At 72.6% G+C, this 21,340-nt stretch carries 17 protein-coding genes; 11 read left to right on the forward strand and 6 right to left on the reverse strand.

The annotated features are described in order from the left end of the window. Nucleotides 1-88: 88 nt before the first annotated feature. The 3 genes from ACFQ7Q_RS11700 to ACFQ7Q_RS11710 form a co-directional block, all read right to left on the reverse strand. Nucleotides 89-727, reverse strand: coding sequence for a hypothetical protein (locus tag ACFQ7Q_RS11700; protein ID WP_383552695.1), 639 nt, complete (start codon nucleotides 725-727; stop codon nucleotides 89-91). Between the two features lie 247 nt (nucleotides 728-974). Then, complete coding sequence (locus tag ACFQ7Q_RS11705) at nucleotides 975-1,652, reverse strand: GntR family transcriptional regulator (protein ID WP_383552698.1); 678 nt, start codon at nucleotides 1,650-1,652, stop codon at nucleotides 975-977. Between the two features lie 121 nt (nucleotides 1,653-1,773). Next, nucleotides 1,774-2,721 (reverse strand): beta-ketoacyl-ACP synthase 3, encoded by a 948-nt coding sequence (locus ACFQ7Q_RS11710; protein WP_383552700.1) that lies wholly within the window; start codon nucleotides 2,719-2,721, stop codon nucleotides 1,774-1,776. 262 nt (nucleotides 2,722-2,983) lie between these two features. Between ACFQ7Q_RS11710 and ACFQ7Q_RS11715 the strand changes: the two genes are divergently transcribed. The 5 genes from ACFQ7Q_RS11715 to fdhD are packed head-to-tail and all read left to right on the forward strand — an operon-like array spanning nucleotide 2,984 to nucleotide 9,727. Beyond that, nucleotides 2,984-3,961, forward strand: coding sequence for a 2-dehydropantoate 2-reductase (locus ACFQ7Q_RS11715; protein ID WP_383552703.1), 978 nt, complete (start codon nucleotides 2,984-2,986; stop codon nucleotides 3,959-3,961). 19 nt (nucleotides 3,962-3,980) lie between these two features. Next, nucleotides 3,981-5,948: a molybdopterin oxidoreductase family protein gene (locus tag ACFQ7Q_RS11720; protein WP_383552706.1), complete on the forward strand. Its 1,968-nt coding sequence runs from the start codon at nucleotides 3,981-3,983 to the stop codon at nucleotides 5,946-5,948. Next, nucleotides 5,929-8,016, forward strand: coding sequence for an NADH-ubiquinone oxidoreductase-F iron-sulfur binding region domain-containing protein (locus ACFQ7Q_RS11725; protein ID WP_383552708.1), 2,088 nt, complete (start codon nucleotides 5,929-5,931; stop codon nucleotides 8,014-8,016). Before ACFQ7Q_RS11720 ends, ACFQ7Q_RS11725 begins: the two co-directional genes overlap by 20 nt. Next, nucleotides 8,013-8,873, forward strand: a complete 861-nt coding sequence (locus ACFQ7Q_RS11730) for a 2Fe-2S iron-sulfur cluster-binding protein (RefSeq protein WP_383552710.1) — start codon at nucleotides 8,013-8,015, stop codon at nucleotides 8,871-8,873. Before ACFQ7Q_RS11725 ends, ACFQ7Q_RS11730 begins: the two co-directional genes overlap by 4 nt. Before the next feature lie 5 nt (nucleotides 8,874-8,878). Then, nucleotides 8,879-9,727: a formate dehydrogenase accessory sulfurtransferase FdhD gene (gene fdhD / locus ACFQ7Q_RS11735; RefSeq protein WP_383552713.1), complete on the forward strand. Its 849-nt coding sequence runs from the start codon at nucleotides 8,879-8,881 to the stop codon at nucleotides 9,725-9,727. A 235-nt stretch (nucleotides 9,728-9,962) separates the two neighbouring features. Here fdhD and ACFQ7Q_RS11740 read toward each other — a convergent pair whose 3' ends face one another. From ACFQ7Q_RS11740 to ACFQ7Q_RS11750, 3 genes are all read right to left on the reverse strand, one after another. After that, a complete protein-coding gene (locus ACFQ7Q_RS11740; protein WP_383552716.1) occupies nucleotides 9,963-10,367 on the reverse strand; it encodes a (2Fe-2S) ferredoxin domain-containing protein in 405 nt (134 codons plus the stop codon). Then, nucleotides 10,364-10,885 carry an isochorismatase family protein gene (locus tag ACFQ7Q_RS11745; protein ID WP_383552718.1) on the reverse strand — a complete coding sequence of 174 codons (522 nt, stop codon included), beginning with the start codon at nucleotides 10,883-10,885 and terminating at the stop codon, nucleotides 10,364-10,366. The genes ACFQ7Q_RS11740 and ACFQ7Q_RS11745 overlap by 4 nt, the downstream gene beginning before the upstream one ends. Before the next feature lie 84 nt (nucleotides 10,886-10,969). Continuing rightward, the gene (locus ACFQ7Q_RS11750; protein ID WP_383552721.1) at nucleotides 10,970-12,019 is read right to left on the reverse strand and encodes a bile acid:sodium symporter family protein; all 1,050 of its coding nucleotides are present in this window, start codon (nucleotides 12,017-12,019) and stop codon (nucleotides 10,970-10,972) included. A 124-nt stretch (nucleotides 12,020-12,143) separates the two neighbouring features. On the opposite strand from ACFQ7Q_RS11750, the gene ACFQ7Q_RS11755 reads away from it, so the two are divergent. From ACFQ7Q_RS11755 to ACFQ7Q_RS11780, 6 genes are all read left to right on the forward strand, one after another. Beyond that, nucleotides 12,144-13,019, forward strand: coding sequence for a LysR substrate-binding domain-containing protein (locus tag ACFQ7Q_RS11755; protein WP_383552724.1), 876 nt, complete (start codon nucleotides 12,144-12,146; stop codon nucleotides 13,017-13,019). A 356-nt stretch (nucleotides 13,020-13,375) separates the two neighbouring features. After that, a complete protein-coding gene (locus ACFQ7Q_RS11760; RefSeq protein ID WP_383552727.1) occupies nucleotides 13,376-15,205 on the forward strand; it encodes an AMP-dependent synthetase/ligase in 1,830 nt (609 codons plus the stop codon). 136 nt (nucleotides 15,206-15,341) lie between these two features. Then, nucleotides 15,342-16,592: an ABC transporter substrate-binding protein gene (locus tag ACFQ7Q_RS11765; RefSeq protein WP_383552730.1), complete on the forward strand. Its 1,251-nt coding sequence runs from the start codon at nucleotides 15,342-15,344 to the stop codon at nucleotides 16,590-16,592. Nucleotides 16,593-16,601: 9 nt separating this feature from the next. Continuing rightward, the gene (locus ACFQ7Q_RS11770) at nucleotides 16,602-19,544 is read left to right on the forward strand and encodes an ATP-binding cassette domain-containing protein (RefSeq protein ID WP_383552733.1); all 2,943 of its coding nucleotides are present in this window, start codon (nucleotides 16,602-16,604) and stop codon (nucleotides 19,542-19,544) included. Then, complete coding sequence (locus tag ACFQ7Q_RS11775; RefSeq protein WP_383552735.1) at nucleotides 19,541-20,350, forward strand: ABC transporter ATP-binding protein; 810 nt, start codon at nucleotides 19,541-19,543, stop codon at nucleotides 20,348-20,350. The genes ACFQ7Q_RS11770 and ACFQ7Q_RS11775 overlap by 4 nt, the downstream gene beginning before the upstream one ends. Nucleotides 20,351-20,450: 100 nt before the next feature. Further along, nucleotides 20,451-21,245 carry an aldo/keto reductase gene (locus tag ACFQ7Q_RS11780; RefSeq protein ID WP_383552894.1) on the forward strand — a complete coding sequence of 265 codons (795 nt, stop codon included), beginning with the start codon at nucleotides 20,451-20,453 and terminating at the stop codon, nucleotides 21,243-21,245. Nucleotides 21,246-21,340: the final 95 nt, after the last annotated feature.

The following is a 21,340-nucleotide window of genomic DNA, read 5'->3' on the forward strand; positions in this document are numbered from 1 at the left end:
CTCTCCTCGTGTACGCGTGGGCGCTCCTCCGCCCCGGACCTCGTCACCCCGGGCCGGAGGAGCCGTATCGGGTCCCCTCGCCCCGGCGTCAGGCGCGGCCGTCGGCGCGGCGACGGCGCGTCAGCAGCACCCCGGCGCCGCCGAGCGCGCCCGCGATCAGCGCGGTGCCCGCGACGACCTCGGCGGTGCCGAACTCCCCGGCGCCGCCGCCGAAGCCTGCCTTGACGCCCTTGTGCATACCGGTGTCCTGGGCGCCCGTCTCGTAGCCGCCCATGGACAGGGCGCCCGTCTCGTAACCGCCCGCGGACAGGGCGCCCGTCTCGTAGCCGCCCGCGGACTGACCGCCGGTGGAGTCGCCGCCCGCGTGATGGTCGGTGGGGGCGCCGACGATGACGAGGGGTGCGGTGCCCTTCTCGCCCTTGCAGTCGAAGGTCACCTGGTACTCGGCGCCGACCTCCGCCTCGACGTCGACGGTGGCGGTGCCCGCGTTGCCCTCGTCGAGGGTGACGGTCTCGAAGACACCGGACGAGACGGTGACGGACGGGACCTCGCAACTGTCGGACTTCAGCGTGACCGTGCCGCCGGGGGCGACCGTCGAGGGCGAGACGGAGAAGCCGAACGACGTGATACCGCCGCCGGTACCTTCGTCGGCCAGGGCCGCCGGCGCGGCGAGGGCGACGACGGTGGTGGCGAGCAGGGTCGCGGAAGCGACACGTATCGCGCGCATGGCGATCCTCCAGATCACGCGAGGGGCGGGCGCGGACGGTTTCCGCGTACGGCCGGAACTGTCCCTCGACGCGATCGAAGCTAGGGCGGCCCGGGCCCCCTCGCCACCGGGCTCCGCCGAACGGGGAACGGGGAGCGCCGAACGGGGAACGGTGCGCGAGAAAGGCGTCGGCCCTCCACCGCCCGGCGGCCGGACCGCCCGGTCGGCGGCCGGCCCGCCCGGTCGGCGGCCGGCCCGCCCGGTCCGCTCAGCCCTGGCTGTGTTCGCGGTAGGTCGCGCGGGTGTGTTCCGTGTGGGCGCGCATGATGGTGGTCGCGCGGGCCTCGTCGCGGGCGGCGATCGCGTCGATCAGCTCCCGGTGTTCCTTCCAGGACTGCTTGCCGCGCTGCCGGGCGACGGGCGTGTAGTACCAGCGGACCCTGCGGTCCACCTGGCCCGCCAGCTCGGACAGGACCAGGTTTCCGGCCAGTTCCATGACCTTGGCGTGGAAGGCCGCGTTGGTGGCCACGGCGAGGTCGACGTCGTCGTCCGCGACCGCCTGCTCGCCCCGTTCGCACAGCTCTTCCAGCGCGGCGATGCCGGCCGAGCCCGAGTTCGCCGCGGCGAGCCGGGCGGCTTCGGCCTCCAGGAGCGTACGGACGGAGAGGAGCTGGTCGGCCTCCTCGTCGGTGGGCTCGTGGACGAAGGCCCCCTGCGCGGGACGCAGGTCCACCCAGCCCTCGGTGTTCAGACGCTGGAGCGCCTCGCGCACCGGCTGCCGGGAGACACCGAGATGTCCGGCGAGCTCGCTCTCGACCAGGTGCTGGCCGGGGCGCAGGGCGCGGGTGGTGATCAGTTCGAGCAGCGCCTCGTAGACCCGGTCGCGCAGCGGCCCGGGCCGCTCCAGCCTGGGCACGGCTCCTTGCGGCAGTCCTGCGGACAACATCGCGGCCCCCTCGATTCGCCGTGAGCGATCAACGCGGATTGGCTATCGTCTACAGTCTACCGGCGCCGATGTCCAGCCGTGCGGGCCGTCGCGATCTCGGCCGAAACGCTCCCACGTCCGGTCACGGCACCCGCACGACCTGCCCCGCGTACGAGAGGTTGCCGCCGAAGCCGAAGAGCAGGGTCGGCGCGCCGGACGGGAGTTCGCCCCGCTCGACCAGCTTCGCGAGGGCCAGCGGGATCGAGGCGGCCGAGGTGTTCCCGGACTCGATGACATCGCGGGCGACGACCGCGTTGACCGCGCCGATCTTCGCGGCGAGCGGCTCGATGATCCGCAGGTTGGCCTGGTGCAGCACGACGCCCGCGAGGTCCTCCGGCGCGAGGCCCGAACGCTCGCAGGCCTGGCGGGCGAGGGCGGGGAGCCGCTGGGTGGCCCAGCGGTAGACGGACTGGCCCTCCTGCGCGAAGCGCGGCGGGGTGCCCTCGATGCGCACGGCGTTGCCCATCTCCGGGACCGAGCCCCACAGGACGGGACCGATGCAGGGCTCTTCGCCCTCCGCGACCGCCTCGACGACCGCCGCGCCCGCGCCGTCGCCGACGAGGACGCAGGTCGTGCGGTCTGTCCAGTCCGTGACCTCGGTCATCTTGTCGGCGCCGATGACCAGCGCGCGCCGCGCGCCACCCGCCCGGATCGCGTGGTCGGCGGTGGCGAGGGCGTGGGTGAAGCCGGCGCAGACCACGTTGAGGTCCATGGTGGCGGGCGAGCCCATCCCGAGCCGGGCGGCGACGCGGGCCGCGGTGTTGGGCGAGCGGTCGATCGCCGTGGAGGTGGCGACGAGGACCAGGTCGATGTCGGCGGGGCCGAGACCGGCGGCGGCGAGGGCCTTGCCGGCGGCGTGCGCGGCGAGTTCGTCGACCGGCTCGTCCGGGCCGGCCATGTGACGCGTCCTGATCCCGACCCGACTGCTGATCCATTCGTCGCTGGTGTCGACGAGGGCGGCCAGGTCGCCGTTGGTGAGCACCTTGGCGGGCTGGTAGTGCCCGAGCGCGGCGATACGAGTGCCCGTCATGCCCGGGACCCCCTTGGGTTCAGTGTGGCGCGTGGTGAAGCGGAAGCAGGAACCACCCAGTCTTGCCAGCGACTGATCGGTAACCAGGCACGTAAACCACCAAGATTCGCCCGTAGGTGTTGGGAGACCGTGACAACGGGGACAACGGGGCGTTCCGCGACCCCTTGTCGACCCTCCTTCCATACTGTAGACAATATTTCGTCGACACAGTGAACTCCCGCCTGGTCCCTCGCGGTTCCCTCAACCGAACGGAGACCCGCACGTGAAGGTCGCAGTCCTCGGCGCCGGTGCGATCGGCGCCTACGTCGGAGCCGCGCTCGACCGCGCCGGCGCCGATGTCCATCTGATCGCCCGTGGACCGCATCTCGCGGCCATGAGGCAGCACGGCGTACGGGTCGAGAGCCCGCGCGGCAATCTCACCGCCCGGGTGCACGCCACCGACGACCCGACCGATGTCGGCCCCGTCGACTACGTCTTCCTGGGCCTCAAGGCCAACGCGTACGCGGCGTGCGGGCCGCTCATCGCGCCGCTCCTGCACGACACCACGGCGGTCGTCGCCGCCCAGAACGGCATCCCCTGGTGGTACTTCCACCGGCACGGCGGCCCGCACGACGGCCATCGTGTCGAGAGCGTCGACCCGGGTGGCGCGGTCTCGGCCGTCCTCTCCCCCGAGCGGGCCATCGGCTGCGTCGTCTACGCCGCGACCGAGCTCAGCGGCCCCGGGGTCGTCCGCCACCTGGAGGGCACCCGGTTCTCCATCGGCGAGCCCGACCGCTCGTCGTCCAAGCGCTGCGAGGTGTTCGCCGAGGCGATGCGCGCCGGGGGCCTGAAGTGCCCGGTCGAGTCGGAGCTGCGCGACGACATCTGGATCAAGCTGCTCGGCAACATCTCCTTCAACCCCATCAGCGCGCTCGCCCGGGCGACGATGCGCGAGATGTGTCTGCACGGCGGTACGCGGCAGGTGATCGAGCTGATGATGCACGAGACCCTGGCCGTCGCCGCGGCCCTCGGCTGCCGCCCCGACATCTCCGTCGAGCGGCGCCTCGCCGGGGCGGAACGGGTCGGCGACCACCGCACCTCCACCCTCCAGGACCTGGAGCGGGGCAAGCCGTTGGAGCTGGACGTGCTCCTCGCGGCCGTGGTGGAGCTCGCGGCCGTCACCGACGTACCGGTGCCGACGCTCCGTACCGTCCACGCCCTGTCGGATCTGCTCGCGACCCAGTCCAGGAGCACGGCATGACCCAGCCCAGGAGCACCGCATGACGAACACGAGGATGGGGGTACCCCCGGCCGAAGGCTGGGGGAGGGACCGCGCCCCGAAGACGTACACCCGGCTCACCCGTCCGCTCGTACGGGACGAGAAGGGCGGGCCGCTGCGACCGGCGAGCTGGGACGAGGCGCTGGAACGGGCGACGGCCGGATTCCGGGCGGCCCGGGGCGCGTTCGGGATGTTCTCCTGCGCCCGCGCGACCAACGAGATGAACTACGTGGCGCAGAAGTTCGCGCGGGTGGTGATGGGCACCAACGACGTCGACTCCTGCAACCGGACCTGTCACGCGCCGAGCGTCGCCGGCCTCTCGGCGGTCTTCGGCTCGGGCGGCGGCACGTCCTCGTACGAGGAGATCGAGCACACCGACGTGATCGTGATGTGGGGCTCCAACGCCCGCTTCGCGCACCCGATCTTCTTCCAGCACGTGCTGAAGGGGATACGGAACGGGGCGCGGATGTACGCGGTCGATCCGCGCCGCACCTCGACCGCCGAGTGGGCCGAGAGCTGGCTCGGGCTCGACGTCGGCACCGACATCCCGCTCGCGCATGCCATCGGCCGCGAGATCATCCACGAGGGCCTGTACAACCGGGCGTTCGTGGAGCGCGCGACGAGCGGCTTCGAGGAGTACCGGGCCCTGGTCGAGCCGTGGACGCTGACGGCGGCGTCGAAGGTGACCGGCGTACCGGCCGCCGCGATAAGGGAGTTGGCCCACGCCTTCGCCCGCGCGGAGCGGGCGCAGCTGTGCTGGACGCTCGGCATCACCGAACACCACAACGGCACCGACAACGTCCGCGCGCTGATCAACCTGGCGCTGCTGACCGGGCACGTGGGGCGATACGGATCCGGGGTGCAGCCGCTGCGCGGGCAGAACAACGTGCAGGGCGGCGGGGACATGGGCGCGATCCCCAACCGGCTGCCCGGCTTCCAGGACATCCTCGACGCGGGGGTGCGGGAGAAGTTCGAGTCCTTCTGGGGCGTGGGCATCCAGCCGCGGTACGGGCGGACGCTGACCGAGATGTTCGAGGCGATGGAGAGCGGCGAGCTGCGGGCCGTGTACTGCATCGGCGAGAACCCGGCGCAGTCGGAGGCGGACAGCGGGCAGGCGATGGAGCGGCTCGCCAAGCTGGACTGCCTGGTGGTGCAGGACATCTTCCTCACCAGGACGGCCGAGTTCGCGGACGTGGTGCTTCCGGCGACGGCGGCGTGGTGCGAGACGGAGGGCACCACCACCAACAGCGAGCGTCGGGTGCAGCGGGTCCGCCGGGCGGTGCTGCCACCGGGTGAGGCCCGCGAGGACATCGACATCATCTGCGAGCTCGCGCGCCGGCTCGGCCACGAGGAGTGGAAGTACGCGGACGCGGAGGCCGTCTGGAACGAACTGCGGGCGCTGTCGCCGGACCACTGGGGCATGACGTACGACCGCCTGGAGGAGCATCAGGGCATCCAGTGGCCGTGCCCGGACCCGGAGCGAATCGAACCGTCCTTCCTGCACGGCAGGTTGTGGCAGACGGATCCGGAACTTCTGGGCAGGCGGGCGCCGTTCGGAATCGTCCGGCACGATCCTCCGGTCGATCTCACGGACGAGGAGTATCCGATCCGGCTCACGACCGGCCGACGGCTGGACTCGTACAACACCGGTGTGCAGAGCGGGAGTTTCGCCTCACCGCTGCGACGCGGCGAGTTCGTGGAGCTGTGCCCGGAGGACGCGGAGCGGTACGGGGTCGCGGTGGGCCAGCGGGTGCGGGTGACGTCGCGGCGGGGGTCGGTGGTGGCGCCGGTGTGGGTGGATCCCGCGCTGCGGCCCGGGCTCGCGTTCATGACGATGCACTTTCCGGACGAGGTCGACACCAACCAGCTGACGATCGAGGCGAACTGCCCGATCGCGGGAACGGCGGAGTTCAAGGCGTCGGCGATACGGATCGAGAGGGTGGCGGACGATGGATCTGCGCTTCGGTGACGGCAAGCCGACGGACGACGAGCGGGAGGCGGTCGACGCGGTCCTCGGCCCGCCGGAGTCGGCATGGGAGGGCGCGGACGACCGTACGGCGGCGGATCTGCGGTGGGCGCGGGGCGGCCGGGAGGCCCGGGAACGCCGTGACCTGCTGCTGCCGGGGCTGCATGCGCTCAACGACCGGGTGGGGTGGATCAGCGAGGGCGGCCTCGACTATCTGTGCCGCCGGCTGACGGTGCCGCCGGCGGAGGCGTACGGGGTGGCGACGTTCTACTCGATGTTCGCGGTACGCCCCCGCCCGGCGCAGGTCCTCCACGTCTGCACGGACCTCACGTGCGCGGCCCGGGGATCGGCGGCGGTGACGGAGGGCCTGACGGCCGAGGGCGTCGCCTTCGAACCGAGCCCGTGTCTGGGCCTGTGCGAACGAGCGCCGGCGGCGCTGCTGGTACGGGCTGGGGTGAACGCGGCAGGCGCCGGGACCGGCGGGACGTCGAGGCCCGCGCCCGGGACATCGGGGCCCGCCCTGGGTCCTTCGGGGCCTGCGCCCGGTCCGTCGGCGTCACCCCCCGGCCCGTCAGGGCCCTCCCCCGGTCCGTCGTCACCCGCCGGCCCCGGCACCTCGCTGCTCGGCGCGCTCAGCGGCCAGGAGCCGACAGGCCCGGGCGCGACGACGACCAGCGGCACCCGGAACTCCGTCGCCCCGGGAGGCACGACCCGGGGCGACGGGCCCGCCTCCCCTGCGCCCGCGCACCGCACCCGTCTCTCCGTCGTCGTCGCCCCGGCGACGGCAGGCGAACTCGCCCGGGCCGCACGGAACCCCGACGCCGCCTCGCCCGAGGCACCCGCCGTCATGGCCGTTCCACAGGCCGGGCATCCCGGGCTCACGCTCCTCGGCCGGGTCGGGGTCGTCGATCCGGGCAGCGTGGACGACTACCGGGCGCACGGCGGATACGCCGCGCTGCGGCGGGCGTTCGCGCTCGGGCCCGCCGGGGTGATCCGCGAGGTCACCGAGTCCGGGCTCGTCGGACGAGGAGGGGCCGCGTTCCCGACCGGGCGGAAGTGGCAGGCCACGGCCTCGCAGCCCGACTCCCCCCACTACGTCGTGTGCAACGCCGACGAGTCCGAGCCGGGCACCTTCAAGGACCGCGTGGTCATGGAGGGCGATCCGTACGCGCTCGTCGAGGCGATGACCGTGGCCGGGTACGCCGTCGGCTCCCACCAGGGCTACCTCTACATCCGGGGCGAGTACCCCCGCGCGTACGAGAGGCTCGCGCAAGCGATCGACGAGGCGCGTGCCCGCGGGCTCCTCGGCGACGACATCCTCGGCAGCGGCTTCGCCTTCGACATCGAGATGCGGCGCGGCGCCGGAGCGTACATCTGCGGTGAGGAGACGGCCCTCTTCAACTCCATCGAGGGGTACCGGGGCGAGCCCCGCTCCAAGCCGCCCTTCCCCGTCGAGAAAGGGCTGTTCGGCAAGCCGACGGCGGCGAACAACGTCGAGACGCTCGTCAACGTGCTGCCGATCCTCACCCAGGGCGCCGAGGCGTTCCGCTCCACCGAGACCAAGCTGTTCTGCGTCTCGGGCGACGTCGGCCGCCCCGGCGTGTACGAGCTCCCGTTCGGGGCGACCCTCGGCGAGCTGCTCGATCTCGCCGGGCGGCCGGACACGCTGCGCGCGGTGCTGCTCGGCGGGGCGGCGGGCGGCTTCGTCCGCCCGGACGAGCTGGACATCCCACTCACCTTCGAGGGCACCCGGGCCGCCGGCACGACCCTCGGATCCGGTGTCGTCCTCGTCCTCGACGAGTCCGTGGACCTGCCGCGGATCCTGCTGCGCATCGCCGAGTTCTTCCGCGACGAGTCCTGCGGCCAGTGCGTGCCCTGCCGGGTCGGCACGGTCCGCCAGGAGGAGGCGCTGCACCGCATCCAGGACCGCACGGGCGAGGCGGCGGCCGGTGACATCGCTCTGCTGCGCGAGGTCGGGCAGGCCCTGCGCGACGCCTCGATCTGCGGTCTCGGCCAGACCGCGTGGAACGCCGTCGAGTCCGCCATCGATCGTCTGGGGGTCTACAAGTGACCACGGTTCCCCTCGCCCCGCCCCGCCGTCTTCTGGAGTTCACGCTCGACGACGCGCCCGTGCGCGTCCCCGAGGGCGGAACCATCCTCGACGCCTGCCGTGCGGCCGGGAAGGACGTGCCGACCCTGTGCCACGGCGACACGCTCACGCCGAAGAACGCGTGTCGGGTCTGTGTGGTCGAGGTCGAGGGCGCCAGGACCCTCATCCCGGCGTGCTCGCGTCAGGCCGAGCCCGGGATGGTCGTCCGTACCGACACCGAGCGCACCCGGCACAGCCGGAAGGTGGTCCTGGAGCTGCTCGCCTCCTCGGTGGATCTCTCCACCACCCCGCGCGCCGCCGAGTGGATCAAGGAGTACGGGGCGGAGCCCGACCGCTTCGGCCCGGAGGCCCGCCGGCTCGGCGAGGAGCCGCGGATCGACAACGACCTGTACGTCCGCGACTACGACAAGTGCATCCTCTGCTACAAGTGCGTCGACGCCTGCGGCGACCAGTGGCAGAACTCGTTCGCGATCTCCGTCACGGGCCGCGGCTTCGACGCCCGGATCGCCGTCGAGCACGACGGGCCGCTCACCGAGTCCGCGTGCGTGTACTGCGGCAACTGCATCGAGGTCTGCCCGACGGGCGCGCTGAGCTTCAAGCGGGAGTTCGACATGCGCGCGGACGGCTCCTGGGACGAGGAGGCGCAGACGGAGACGACGACGGTGTGCGCGTACTGCGGAGTGGGCTGCAACCTCACGCTGCACGTGCAGGACAATGAGATCGTCAAGGTCACCTCCCCGCACGACAACCCGGTGACCCACGGCAACCTCTGCATCAAGGGCCGCTTCGGCTTCCAGCACGTACAGAATCGGGTGTAGCGATCATGGGACGGGTGACCGAGCGACGACGGGTCCTGCGGATCCGCGGCGAGGCCGTGAACGAGCGCCCGGACACACTGGTGGCCGAGGAGCCGCTGGAGATCCGGCTGAACGGCAAGCCGCTCGCGATCACGATGCGCACGCCCGGCGACGACTTCGCGCTCGCGGCCGGGTTCCTGGTCAGCGAGGGGGTGCTCGGCGCCGCGTCGGACGTACGGAACATCGTGTACTGCGCGGGCGCCAAGGACGACGGCACGAACACGTACAACGTGGTGGATGTGCAGCTGGCGCCCGGTGTCCCCGTCCCGGACATCACCCTGGAGCGGAACGTGTACACGACCTCGTCGTGCGGGCTGTGCGGCAAGGCCAGCCTGGACGCCGTACGGACCACGGCCCGCTTCCCGATCGCCGACACTCCCCCGGTCCGGCTGGCCCCGGAGCTCCTGGCCCGCCTCCCCGACCGGCTGCGCGCGGCCCAGCGGGTCTTCGACCGGACCGGGGGCCTGCATGCGGCGGCGCTGTTCTCGGAGGACGGTGAGCTGCTCGACGTACGGGAGGACGTGGGCCGCCACAACGCGGTGGACAAGCTGGTGGGGCGCGCCCTGACCGACGGGCGGCTGCCGCTGGACCGGTCGGTCCTGCTCGTCTCGGGCCGGGCATCGTTCGAGCTGGCGCAGAAGGCGGTGATGGCGGGCATCCCGGTGCTCGCGGCGGTCTCGGCGCCGTCCTCGCTCGCCGTGGACCTGGCGGTCGAGACGGGCCTGACGCTGGTGGGCTTCCTGCGCGGGCCGGACATGAACGTGTACGCGGGCGAGCACCGGATCGCCCTCGGGGCCGCGGCCTCCCACGGCTGACCCCGGGGCCCGTCCGCCACACGGGTCGGGCCACCGGCCGGCGGGGAGCGCCCCCTGCGCCGGCCGGCCCCGCGCCCTCCCCCGGCATTCGCGCCGAACGACCGGGGGACGAGTGAGCACCCCCTCCTTGTGGTGTAACTGCGCACCGGAGAGGGGGAACTGATGACGCAACAGATCTCCGCGGCGCTGCCGCGGTACCTCGACGACGAGGCGACCCCACTCGCGGCCGAGGTGCCTAGCGGGCGCGGCGGCTGTTCGTCTCGGCCGGGGGGTCGATCATCTGGAGGGCCAGGGTGGGCGGGGGGTCGGCGATGCCCGGGCCGCCCGCCGCCGTCCAGGCCAGGATGTCGTCGAGGCAGTCGTCGTCCACGGTGAAGCCGATCCAGGCGGCCCGGCCGCCGCGACGGCGGCCCTCCGTGGAGGGCTGGACCACGACGACGTTGGCCTGCGCGCACGGGCCGAGACAGTCGCTCGTACGGACCGCCAGCCGGCCGCCGGAGTCCGCCGCGGCGCTGCGGAGCCGGGCGAGCTGGCCGAGGTGGTCGATGCCGGGGTTCTTGCGGGCGTCGCCGCAGCAGCAGCCCCGGCAGACGACGAGGGAACAGGGGCGGGCGCCGTAACGTATCGGGACGGGCGTCACGCGGCTCCCTCCAGGGTGATCGCGGAGACGGGGGCGACCGTGCCGAGGCGCGGGAAGTCGAGTGTCACCGAGGCGTGGTGCTCGTCCGCGGTGAGGGCGGCCATGGCGTCCTCGGCGAAGACGCATTCGTAGCCGAGGTCGCAGGCGGCGCGGGCCGTGGATTCGACGCCCAGGTTGGTGGCGATGCCGCCGAAGACGACGGTGGTGATCGCGTGCTCGGCGAGCAGTTCGTGGAGCCCGGTGCCCTGGAAGCCGCCGATCGTCCGCTTGACCACGACATGGTCGCCCGCCTGGACGAGGGAGGGGACCAGCTCGCTGCCGGGCGGCTGGGTCTCGACGTTGGGGCGCTCGACCCTGATGTGGACGACGGGCGCGCCGGCGGCCCGGAACGTGGAGGCGAGCCGGGCGGCCGCGGCGACGACGTCGGTTCCGGGGCGGGGTGCGAGGGGCAGCGCGACGATGCGTTCCATCAGGTCGACGAGGACGAGCGCGGTGCGGCCGGGATCGAGTGCGGGCATGGGAGCACGGTAGCGGGCCGGTTGATCTTGGCGGCGGGGGTGGGGATGTGATCCCGCCAACGTGGGGCCCTGTCGGCGACGGCCTCAGCCCCTCGCCGCGGCCGCCTCCGGCGTCCTCGCGTCGTCGGGCGCCGGCTCCGCGGTCGAAGCCTCGTCCTGTTCCACGTCCCGGGCGCGGCGCCTGGCGAGGACCGCGCAGACCATCAGCTGCATCTGGTGGAAGAGCATCAGGGGCAGCACGGCGAGCGACGCCTGCGGCCCGAACAGCACGCTCGCCATCGGCAGGCCCGCTGCCAGGCTCTTCTTCGAGCCGGCGAACTGGATGGCGATCCGGTCCCCCCGGTCGAAGCCCAGTCGCTTCGCCCCGTACCAGCTCAGCGTGAGCATCAGCGCGAGCAGCACGGCCTCGACGGCGAGGAGGAGTCCGAGCCGCGCCGGGGTGACCTGGTGCCAGATGCCGGCGACCATGCCGTGGCTGAAGGCCGTGTACACGACGAGCAGGATCGAGCCCCGGTCGACGTAACCGAGCGCCTTCTTGTTCCGGACCAGGAACGGGCCCACCCAGCGGCGCAGCAGCTGGCCCGCCAGGAAGGGCACGAGGAGCTGGAGCACGATCTTCATCAGCGAGTCGGCGGAGAAGCCTGCCACGCCGCCCCCGATCAGGCCGGCGGCGAACAGCGGGGTCAGCACGATCCCGGCGAGGGAGGAGAAGGAGCCCGCGCAGATCGCGGCGGGCACGTTGCCGCGCGCGATGGAGGTGAAGGCGATCGAGGACTGGATGGTGGAGGGCACCAGGCAGAGGAAGAGGAGGCCGCTGTAGAGCGGGGGTGTGAGAACGGCCGGTACCAGTCCCTTCGCCGCGAGTCCGAGGAGCGGGAAGAGGAGGAAGGTGCAGGCGAGGACCGTGAGCTGGAGCCGCCAGTGCTTGATTCCGTCGAGCGCCTCGCGGGTGGAGAGCCGGGCGCCGTAGAGGAAGAACAGCACGGCTATGGCCGCCGTCGAGGCCCCGTTGGCGACCGTCGCGGCGGCGCCGGAGGCGGGCAACAGGGCAGCGAGACCGACCGTGCCGAGCAGCGCCAGGATGAACGGGTCGATCGGCAACCAGGACGGGAGGAGGGTCGTGCGGCGGCTCATGTTCTCCACTGCTTTCGGACGGGGTCGTTCCCTCCCCATCCTGCTCCCTCGCACGGACATCGGGAATCCCGTACAGCGCTCTGACTGTCATCACGAATCGCGATGACCGGGTTACGGTGGACGGATGTACGACCCCTCCCAGCTCCGGACGTTCCTCGCGGTCGCGCAGACGCTGAGCTTCACGCAGGCGGCGCGGCGGCTCGGTGTGCGCCAGTCGACCGTGAGCCAGCACGTACGGCGTCTGGAGGAGGCGACCGGGCGTCCGCTCTTCACCCGGGACACCCACAGCGTCGAGTTGACGGAGGACGGCGAGGCGATGCTCGGCTTCGCCCGGACGATCCTTCAGGCCCATGAGCGGGCCTCGGCCTTCTTCACCGGGACCCGGCTGCGTGGGCGGCTGCGGTTCGGCGCATCGGAGGACTTCGTGGTGACCCGGCTGCCCGAGATCCTGGAGTCGTTCCGGCGTGAGCACCCCGAGGTGGATCTGGAGCTGACGGTCGAGCTCTCGGGGACGCTGAACGCCCGTCTCGAGGCGGGACGTCTGGATCTGATCCTCGCCAAGCGGCGCGCCGAGGAGAGCGGGGGCGAGCTGGTCTGGCAGGACTCGCTGATCTGGATCGGTTCTCCTCGGCTGCGTCTGGACCCGGACCGGCCTGTTCCGCTGATCGTCTTCCCGCCGCCCGGGATCACCCGCGCCCGGGCCCTCGAAGCGCTGGAGGCGCACGGGCGGGCGTGGCGGATCGCCTGTACGAGCAGCAGCCTGAGCGCGAACATCGCGGCGGCCCGCGCCGGGCTCGGCGTCATGGCCCACACGCGCGGCCTGGTTCCGCCCGGTCTGACCCGACTGCCGGCCCGGGCGGACCTGCCCGAGCTGGGCGATGTCGACTTCGTCCTGCGCAAGGGCCGACGGCGGGGGCCGTCCCAGGATGCGGCGGACGCCCTGGCCGCGGCGATCCTGGCGGGCGGCGACCGTCTGCACCGGCCGCATCCGCCGAGCTGACGGCGTACGCGAGGGGCAGGGCACCCGGCGCGGACACGGCGGTGGCGTGAGGCCCACCCGCTCGGCCGGCTCGACATGGGCCGGTCGGCCGGCCCGCCGGAACCGTACGACCTCACCCGGCTTCCGCCGGGATCGTGAGCGGCCGGTACAGATTCCGTGGAGATTCGGGCCCACCCTGCTTACTCGCCAGTCAGTAACCTGCCCCGGTCACCCGCCACTTACCTCCTTCCCCTCCCCTGACCTGTGAGAACACCCAATGTCCCGGCTTGGTGAAGGCCCTCCCGCCCGCCAGTCGGGTGGGGTACCGTCACCCGCGCCGTACGGAGAGCGACAACGAGCGGGCGAGGAGCAGGTCATTGCGCGAGTTCACCGTGCCGCCCGTCGAGGCGGCGCCTCAGGTCGGCGGTCTGGCGGACGCCGTGTTCGATCACGCCGAGCGGACGCCGGACCGGGTCACGTTCGGACGCAAGGACGCCGACGGACAGTGGCAGGACGTGACGGCGGCGCAGTTCCGGGACGAGGTGCTCGCCCTCGCGAAGGGTCTGATCGCGCACGGCGTACGGTTCGGCGACCGGGTCGCCATCATGGCCAGGACTCGCTTCGAGTGGACGCTGTTCGACTTCGCGTTGTGGACACTGGGCGCGCAGTCGGTGCCGATCTACCCCACGTCCTCGGCCGAGCAGGTCTACTGGATGCTGCACGACGCCGAGGTGACCGCCTGCGTCGTGGAGCACGAGGACCACGCCATGACGATCGGTTCGGTCATCGACCGGCTGCCGCGGCTCCAGCGGCTGTGGCAGCTCGACGCGGGCGCGGGCGCGGTCGCCGAGCTGGTCGCGGCCGGCGCGGAGATCGACGAGGACATCGTGCAGCGCCACCGGCGGGCGGTGACGCCCGAGTCGGTGGCGACGATCATCTACACCTCGGGCACCACGGGCCGCCCCAAGGGCTGCATCATCACGCACTCCAACTTCATGTTCGAGACGGACATGCTGGTCGGCCGCTGGGAGCCGGTCTTCCACTCCAAGCCGGGCGACGAGGCGACGACCCTGCTCTTCCTCCCGCTCGCCCATGTCTTCGGGCGGATGGTGGAGGTCGCGGCGGTGCAGAGCGGGGTGAAGCTGGGCCATCAGCCGGTTCTCGCGGCGTCCGAGCTGCTGCCGGACCTCGCCGCGTTCCGGCCGTCGTTCATCCTGGCCGTGCCCTATGTCTTCGAGAAGGTCTTCCACGCGGCCCGCCGCAAGGCGGAGGGCGAGGGGAAGCTGGGCCCCTTCGACAAGGCGGTGGACGTGGCGGTCAAGTACGCCGAGGCGATGGAGCAGAAGGCGTTCGGGCTCGGCCCCGGCCCGTCGGCGGGGCTGCGGATGCAGCACCAGTTCTTCGAGAAGGTGGTGTACGGGAAGGTCCGCGACGCCATGGGCGGCCGGGTCCGGCATGCCATGTCGGGCGGCTCGGGCATGGAGCGGCGGCTCGGACTCTTCTTCGAGGGCGCGGGGGTGACGGTGTTCGAGGGGTACGGGCTCACGGAGTCCTCGGCGGCCGCGACCGCGAATCCGCCCGAGCGCACCAAGTACGGAACGGTGGGGCAGCCCGTCCCGGGCACGACGGTGCACATCGCGGAGGACGGGGAGGTGTGGCTGCACGGCGGTCAGATCTTCTCCGGGTACCTCAACAATCCGCAGGCCACCTCCGCCGTCCTCAACGACGGGTGGCTGGCCACCGGCGATCTGGGGATGCTCGACGAGGAGGGCTATCTGACGATCACCGGGCGGAAGAAGGAGATCCTGGTGACCTCGGGCGGCAAGAGCGTCTCGCCGGCCGGCCTCGAGGAGCGGGTGCGGTCGCATCCGCTGATCGCGCAGTGCATCGTGGTGGGCAACGACCGGCCGTACATCGCCGCGCTGGTGACGATGGATCAGGAGGCGGTGGAGCACTGGCTGGCGATGCAGGGGCGGCCGCCGATGCCGCCGGCCGAGCTGGTGCGCGACCCGAGCCTGGAGACCGAGATCCGGCGGGCCGTGGTGGCGGCCAACACGCTGGTCTCGCAGGCCGAGTCCATCCGGACCTTCCGGATACTGGCCCACCCGTTCAGCGAGGAGCACGGGCTGCTCACGCCCTCCCTCAAGCTGAAGCGCAAGGCGATCGAGAAGGCGTACGCGACGGAGGTCGCGGCGCTGTACGGCTGATCGCCGCGCACGGGCCCGACCCCCATCGGGCCCCCGGCCAAACCTTGCTGACGCATCATCAATTGACGGTGTATCAGTTATTGACGGTTCATCGGCCCGGTCACAGAATGCGGTCACCCCGACGGAGGGATCGCCCGTGCCTCGACCGCTCGGCACCATCGCCGCCGCATTCGCCCTGCTGCTCGTCACCGCCTGCAACTCCGCCTCCAGCGGCGGGAGTACGACCGGTCCCTCCGCACGCGGAGTCACCGCCGACACGATCAAGGTCGGCGGGATCGTCTCCATGACCACCGCGAGCGGCTACTCCAAGAAGGACACCGACCTCGGCGCCAAGGCGCGCTACGACCGGGCCAACGCCGAAGGCGGTGTCAACGGGCGCAGGATCGACTACCTGGGCGCCGAGGACGACGGCCAGGACCCCGCGAAGAACCTGGCGGCCGCCCGCAAACTCGTCCAGCAGGACAAGGTGTTCGCCGTCTCCCCCATGAGCTCCGTCACCTTCGCCGGAGCGGACTTCCTCAACGGCCAGAAGGTGCCCACCGTCGGCTGGGGCACGCTCCCCTCGTTCTGCGGCCCCCCGTACATCTACGGCTTCAACGGCTGCCTCGTCCCGACCCCGGGCGGCACCCTCAACCAGACCTGGCCCGAAGGGCTCGCCACCGTCCTCGGCGGAGCGCGCGGCAAGTCCGTGGCGCTGATCGCCGGCGACAACGACGCCGGCAAGTTCGGCATCCGTACCTTCACCCAGGGCTTCAAGGCGGCCGGCTTCCAGGTCTCCTACGCCAAGGCAGCCGTGCCCGCGACATCGATGCCCAGCGACTGGTCGGCGTACACGAAGGAGATCCTCCGCTCGGGCCCCGGCGGCGGCGCGCCCGACGCCGTGGTCTCCGTGATGCAGACCCCTTACAACATCGGCCTGTTCACCGCGCTCAAGCGGTCCGGGTACAAGGGCGTCATCTCCGACCCGACCGACTACGACCCCGGGCTGCTCGCGAAGGACGCGACGCGGCAGGCGCTGGACGGGGTGCACGTGCTGCTGCAGTTCCAGCCCTTCGAGGCCGACAGCCCCGCGATGCGGCAGTTCAAGGCGGACATCAAGAAGGCGGCGGGCGGGAAGGACGTCCCGCTCAACATGCACATGATGACGGGCTACATGTCGGCCGACCTCTTCCTCGCCATCGCCGCCAAGGCCGGCAAGGAGCTGACCGCCGAGTCCTTCCAGAAGGCCGCGGCCGGCTTCTCCGACACCGGAACGCTCGTGGGCGACCGCGCCGAACCGAAGGGCCAGAAGGAGAGCTTCGGCTGCGGTGCCCTCGTCCGGCTGACGAACGGACGCTACGAGGTGGCGGTGCCGTTCAAGTGCTACCCGCCGATCCCCTTCGGCTAGGGCGTCGCCGTGGGTGACCTGCTGGGCTTCGTGCTGAGCGGTCTGGTCTCGGGCGCGTTGTACGCGCTGCTCGCGACCGGGCTCGTGCTCTCGTACTCCGCCTCCGGACTCTTCAACTTCGCGCACGGCGCCACCGCCTATCTGTGCGCGCTGACCTTCTACGAGCTCCACTCCGGCTTCGGCTGGCCGGCCGTGCCGACGGCGCTGCTGCTCGTGTGCGTCGTGGCGCCCGCACTGGGCTGGGGCCTGGACCGGCTGATGTTCCGCAAGCTGGCCCGGGTCGGCGAGACGGCGCAGATCGTGGCCACGATCGGACTGCTGGTCGCGCTGCCGGCCGCCGGCCTGTGGGTCGTCGAGCTCCTGGAGCGGGCCGGCGCCCCGGTCCAGCCCGCCGAGAACCAGTTCGGGCTGCCCGGCGTCGGGCCGAGCCCGGCGGTGTCCTGGCAGCCCCTCGACGGCGTCGGAATCGACTCCGACCAGCTGATCACCTGGATCGCGACGGCGCTCGTGGCGGCCGGGCTGTGGGTGCTGATGCGGCACACCCGGCTCGGACTCCGACTGCGGGCCGCCGTCGACAACCGCTCGCTGACGGAGCTGCGGGGCATCAGCGCGGACCGGCTGTCCTCGATCGCGTGGATGCTGTCGTCGGGGCTCGCGGGCCTCGCCGGAGTCCTCGCGACCCCGCTCCTCGGTCTCTCCGCCCACGACTACACCCTGTTCCTCTTCGTCTCCGCGACGGCGGCGGTGCTCGGACGGTTCGTGTCGGTGCCGCTCGCCTTCGCGGGCGGACTCGGTCTCGGGGTGCTGCAGAACCTCGTCGCCGGGTACGCGTCGTTCGCGGAGGGCATCACCGGATTCCGTACGGCTGTGCCGTTCCTGATCCTCTTCGGCGGCCTCGTCGTCCTGGCGCGGCGCCGGCGCGCGGCCGGCACGGCCGCCGCGGACCCGCCGCCGGTCGACTACCTCGCCGGGAAGGGCTGGGGCCGCCGGTGGGGCGCGTGGGCCGTTGCCGGCGGGCTGCTCGCCACGGCGTTCTACACGGTCACCACCCCGTTCTGGAACGGGATCCTGGCGCAGGGCCTCGCGATCGGGCTGGTCTTCATGTCGTTCACGGTGGTGACGGGGCTCGGGGCGATGGTGTCGCTCGCCCAGGCGACGTTCGTGACGGGCGCGGCGCTGGTGGCGGGGCTGCTGATGAGCCGCGGCTGGCCGTTCGTGGCCGCTGCGGCGGTCGGCACGGTCGCGGCGGCGCTGCTCGGCGCGGTGGTGGCGCTGCCCGCGCTGCGGCTCGGGGGCCGGTCGCTGGCGCTGGCCACGCTGGCCCTCGCGTTCCTGGCGGACCAGGTGCTGTTCCAGGTGGGGTGGTTGCGCAACGGGGACACGGGCTGGGAGATCCCGCGCCCCGTCCTCGGCCCGGTGGACCTGGGCGACGACCGGGCGCTGGGCGTCGCGCTGGTGGTGCTGTGCGCGGCGGTCGTATGGCTGCTGACGTGGCTGCGCGGCTCCCGCTGGGGCCGTGCCGTCCTGGCGGTCCGCTCGGCGCCGGAGGCCGCGTCGGCGTCGGGGGTGTCGGTGGTACGGACGAAGCTCCTGGTCTTCACGGTGTCGGCGGCCCTCGCGGGCTTCGGCGGCGTGCTGTACGCCTCGTACAACACCCGGATCACGGCCACGGACTTCACGGCCATGACCGGTCTGGTGTGGCTGGCGGTGGTCGTCGCGGCGGGGGTGCGGCGGCCGCAGTTCGCGGTGGTGGCCGGGCTGGTCTTCGCGGTGGTCCCGCATCTGATGGCGACGTACGTGACGGAGTCCGCGCACCTGCCGGTGATCCTCTTCGGCCTGGCGGGCCTCGCTCTCGCGAACGACCCGGACGGCTACTGCGCGGCGCTCCCGTCGCGCCGAGCCACCCGCCGGGCAGTCTCCCGCCGCCCGGAGACCGACGCCCTCAAGCCGGGCACCGCGAACGCACCGACGCACCCACTGCCCGCCCCGCGCCCGGGGCGATGGGCTGAGACGGCGGGAGCATCGGCTCACCCGGCGGGGGCGGCCGGCAGCACGGAGGCGACGGGGGCCGCTGCGGGGGCCGCCGGCGCCGGGCTGACGACGGACGCCGCAGAGGCAGCCGCACGGACCGCGGGCGCCGGGCTCACCGCGGCGCGGACCTCGGGCGTCGGGCCGTCGGCGGGGGCAGCCTCGCAGACCGCGGCGTCGTCCGTTGCCGGTGCCGTGGTGGCGGTCCCCGCGGGCGCCGTGCCCTCGCCCGCCCTCGAACTGCTCGGCGTGCGTGCCGGGTACGGCGGCGCGTCCGTGTTGCACGGGGTGGATCTCGGAGTGCGCGCCGGGGAGACGCTGGTCCTGCTCGGGCCCAACGGGGCCGGGAAGTCCACCCTGTGCCGGGTCGCCGCGGGGCTCCTGCGGCCCGCCGGGGGGCTGGTGCGCGTACGCGGGGAGGACGCCGGCCGCGACACGGTCGTCGCACGGGCCAGGCGTGGGGTACGGCTCGCGCCCGAGGGACGGGGAATCTTCGCCGGCCTCTCCATCGAGGAGAACCTGGCCCTCCAGCTCCCCTCGTCCGAGGACCGCGACGCGGTGTACGCGCGCTTCCCCGCGCTCGCCGCCCGCCGCTCCGTCGCCGCCGGCTCCCTGTCCGGAGGCGAGCAGCAGCTCCTCGCGCTCGCCCCGCTCCTCCAGCGCCCGCCCGCCGTCCTCGTCGCCGACGAGCCCTCGCTCGGGCTCGCGCCCCGCCTCGTGGACGAGGTCTTCCGCCTCCTCACCGAGCTGCGGGCGAGCGGCACGGCGCTGCTCCTGGTCGAGGAGAAGGCGGCGGAGGTGCTCGGCATCGCCGACACCGTCGCGTACCTCTCGCAGGGCGGGATCGCCTGGTCCGGGCCGCGCTCCGAGGTGGACACGGACCGGCTCGCCGAGGCCTATCTGGGAACGGGGGTCGGCCGATGACGAGTGCGATGCTCCACGCGGCCGGGATCGACGTCCGCTTCGGCGGCGTCCACGCCCTGCGCGACGTGACGATCTCCGTACGCCCCGGTGAGGTCTGCGGCCTCATCGGACCGAACGGCGCCGGCAAGACCACGCTCTTCGACGTCCTGTCCGGGATCCGGCGGCCGGACGGCGGATCCATCGCGTTCGCGGGCGAGGACATCACGCGCCGCTCCCCGGTGTGGCGGGCCCGTCACGGCATCCGCCGGACCTTCCAGCGCCAGCAGCTCTTCGGGCAGCTGACGGTGACCGACAACCTGGTGGTGGCCCAGGACTGGCGGCCCGGCGGTACGCGCCGCCATCGGGAGCGGGCCGCCGCGGTGCTCCGCGAGTGCGGGCTCGACGCGCTCGCGGAGTCGTACGCCGGTGCGCTGCCCGTCGGGCAGGCCCGGATGGTCGAGCTGGCCCGTGCACTCGCCGACCCGCCGCGCGTACTCCTCCTGGACGAGCCGGCCTCCGGCACGACCGCGGAGGAGCGCCGCCAACTCGCCGCCGTCGTGCGGCACATGGCCGAGGAGCAGAACTGCGCGGTGCTGCTCGTCGAGCACAACGTGGCCTTCGTGATGGAGCTGTGCGCGCGCGTCGTGGTCCTTGACCTCGGCCGGGTCCTGGCCGAGGGGACGGCCGCCGAGGTGCGCGCGGACCCTGCCGTACGGGAGGCGTATCTCGGGGCCGCACCGAGCGCGGCTCCGAGCAGGGTTCCCGGCACCGTTCCCGGGGTACATCCGCAGACGCCTCCGGGCTCCGAGGAATGCGAGGGGGTCTGAGATGGTTGACCGTGGGAGTACCACCCGACGACGTTAGGATCGACCGCACGTGAGCACGGACAACAAGGTCCCTTCCCTCACCCTGAACAACGGCGTGGAGATGCCGCAGCTCGGATTCGGCGTCTGGCAGGTGCCGGACGACGAGGCGACGCACGCCGTGACCACGGCTCTGGAGGCGGGCTACCGCTCCATCGACACCGCCGCGATCTACCAGAACGAGACGGGCACCGGAAAGGCGATCGCCGCGTCCGGCGTCGCTCGCGAGGAGCTGTTCGTCACCACCAAGCTGTGGAACAGCGAGCAGGGCCACGACTCGACCCTGCGGGCCTTCGACGCCTCCCTGGACAAGCTGGGTCTGGACTACGTCGACCTGTACCTGATCCACTGGCCGGTGCCGACGAAGGACGCGTACGTCGACACGTACCGCGCGTTCGAGAAGATCCACGCCGACGGCCGGGCGAAGGCGATCGGCGTCTCCAACTTCCTTCCGGAGCACCTGGATCGGCTGATCGGCGAGACCTCGATCGTCCCCGCCGTCAACCAGATCGAGCTGCACCCGCACCTCCAGCAGGCGGCCTCGCGCGAGGCCCACGCCGCGCACGGCATCGCCACCGAGGCCTGGTCGCCGCTGGGGCAGGGCAAGGGCCTCCTGGAGGTCCCGGCGATCGTCGCCGTCGCGCAGAAGCACGGGCGCACCCCGGCCCAGGTGGTGCTGCGCTGGCACCTGCAGGTCGGCAACGTGGTCATCCCGAAGTCGGTGACCCCGTCCCGCATCCAGGAGAACATCGACGTGTTCGGCTTCGAGCTGGACTCCGAGGACATGGCGGCGATCGCCGTCCTCGACGAGAACCGGCGTCTCGGGCCGAACCCGGCCGAGTTCAACGTCGGCGCCTGAGCGCGCGGAGGGGCGCCCCCCGGGAGAGGCCGGCCACCACCACACCCCCCCGGTTCGCCCCCCCCCGCGGGGGGGCCCCAGCCACACATACGGAA

The sequence above is a fragment of the Streptomyces sp. NPDC056527 genome (assembly GCF_042794475.1).
Classification (GTDB): domain Bacteria; phylum Actinomycetota; class Actinomycetes; order Streptomycetales; family Streptomycetaceae; genus Streptomyces.

Excerpts from the sequence above, each read along its gene's own strand:
- ACFQ7Q_RS11700 (WP_383552695.1), bottom strand. The coding sequence starts at position 727 with ATGCGCGCGATACGTGTCGCTTCCGCGACCCTGCTCGCCACCACCGTC.
- ACFQ7Q_RS11705 (WP_383552698.1), bottom strand. The coding sequence starts at position 1,652 with ATGTTGTCCGCAGGACTGCCGCAAGGAGCCGTGCCCAGGCTGGAGCGG.
- ACFQ7Q_RS11710 (WP_383552700.1), bottom strand. The coding sequence starts at position 2,721 with ATGACGGGCACTCGTATCGCCGCGCTCGGGCACTACCAGCCCGCCAAG.
- ACFQ7Q_RS11720 (WP_383552706.1), top strand. The coding sequence starts at position 3,981 with ATGACGAACACGAGGATGGGGGTACCCCCGGCCGAAGGCTGGGGGAGG.
- ACFQ7Q_RS11725 (WP_383552708.1), top strand. The coding sequence starts at position 5,929 with ATGGATCTGCGCTTCGGTGACGGCAAGCCGACGGACGACGAGCGGGAG.
- fdhD (WP_383552713.1), top strand. The coding sequence starts at position 8,879 with ATGGGACGGGTGACCGAGCGACGACGGGTCCTGCGGATCCGCGGCGAG.
- ACFQ7Q_RS11745 (WP_383552718.1), bottom strand. The coding sequence starts at position 10,885 with ATGCCCGCACTCGATCCCGGCCGCACCGCGCTCGTCCTCGTCGACCTG.
- ACFQ7Q_RS11750 (WP_383552721.1), bottom strand. The coding sequence starts at position 12,019 with ATGAGCCGCCGCACGACCCTCCTCCCGTCCTGGTTGCCGATCGACCCG.
- ACFQ7Q_RS11755 (WP_383552724.1), top strand. The coding sequence starts at position 12,144 with ATGTACGACCCCTCCCAGCTCCGGACGTTCCTCGCGGTCGCGCAGACG.
- ACFQ7Q_RS11775 (WP_383552735.1), top strand. The coding sequence starts at position 19,541 with ATGACGAGTGCGATGCTCCACGCGGCCGGGATCGACGTCCGCTTCGGC.
- ACFQ7Q_RS11780 (WP_383552894.1), top strand. The coding sequence starts at position 20,451 with ATGCCGCAGCTCGGATTCGGCGTCTGGCAGGTGCCGGACGACGAGGCG.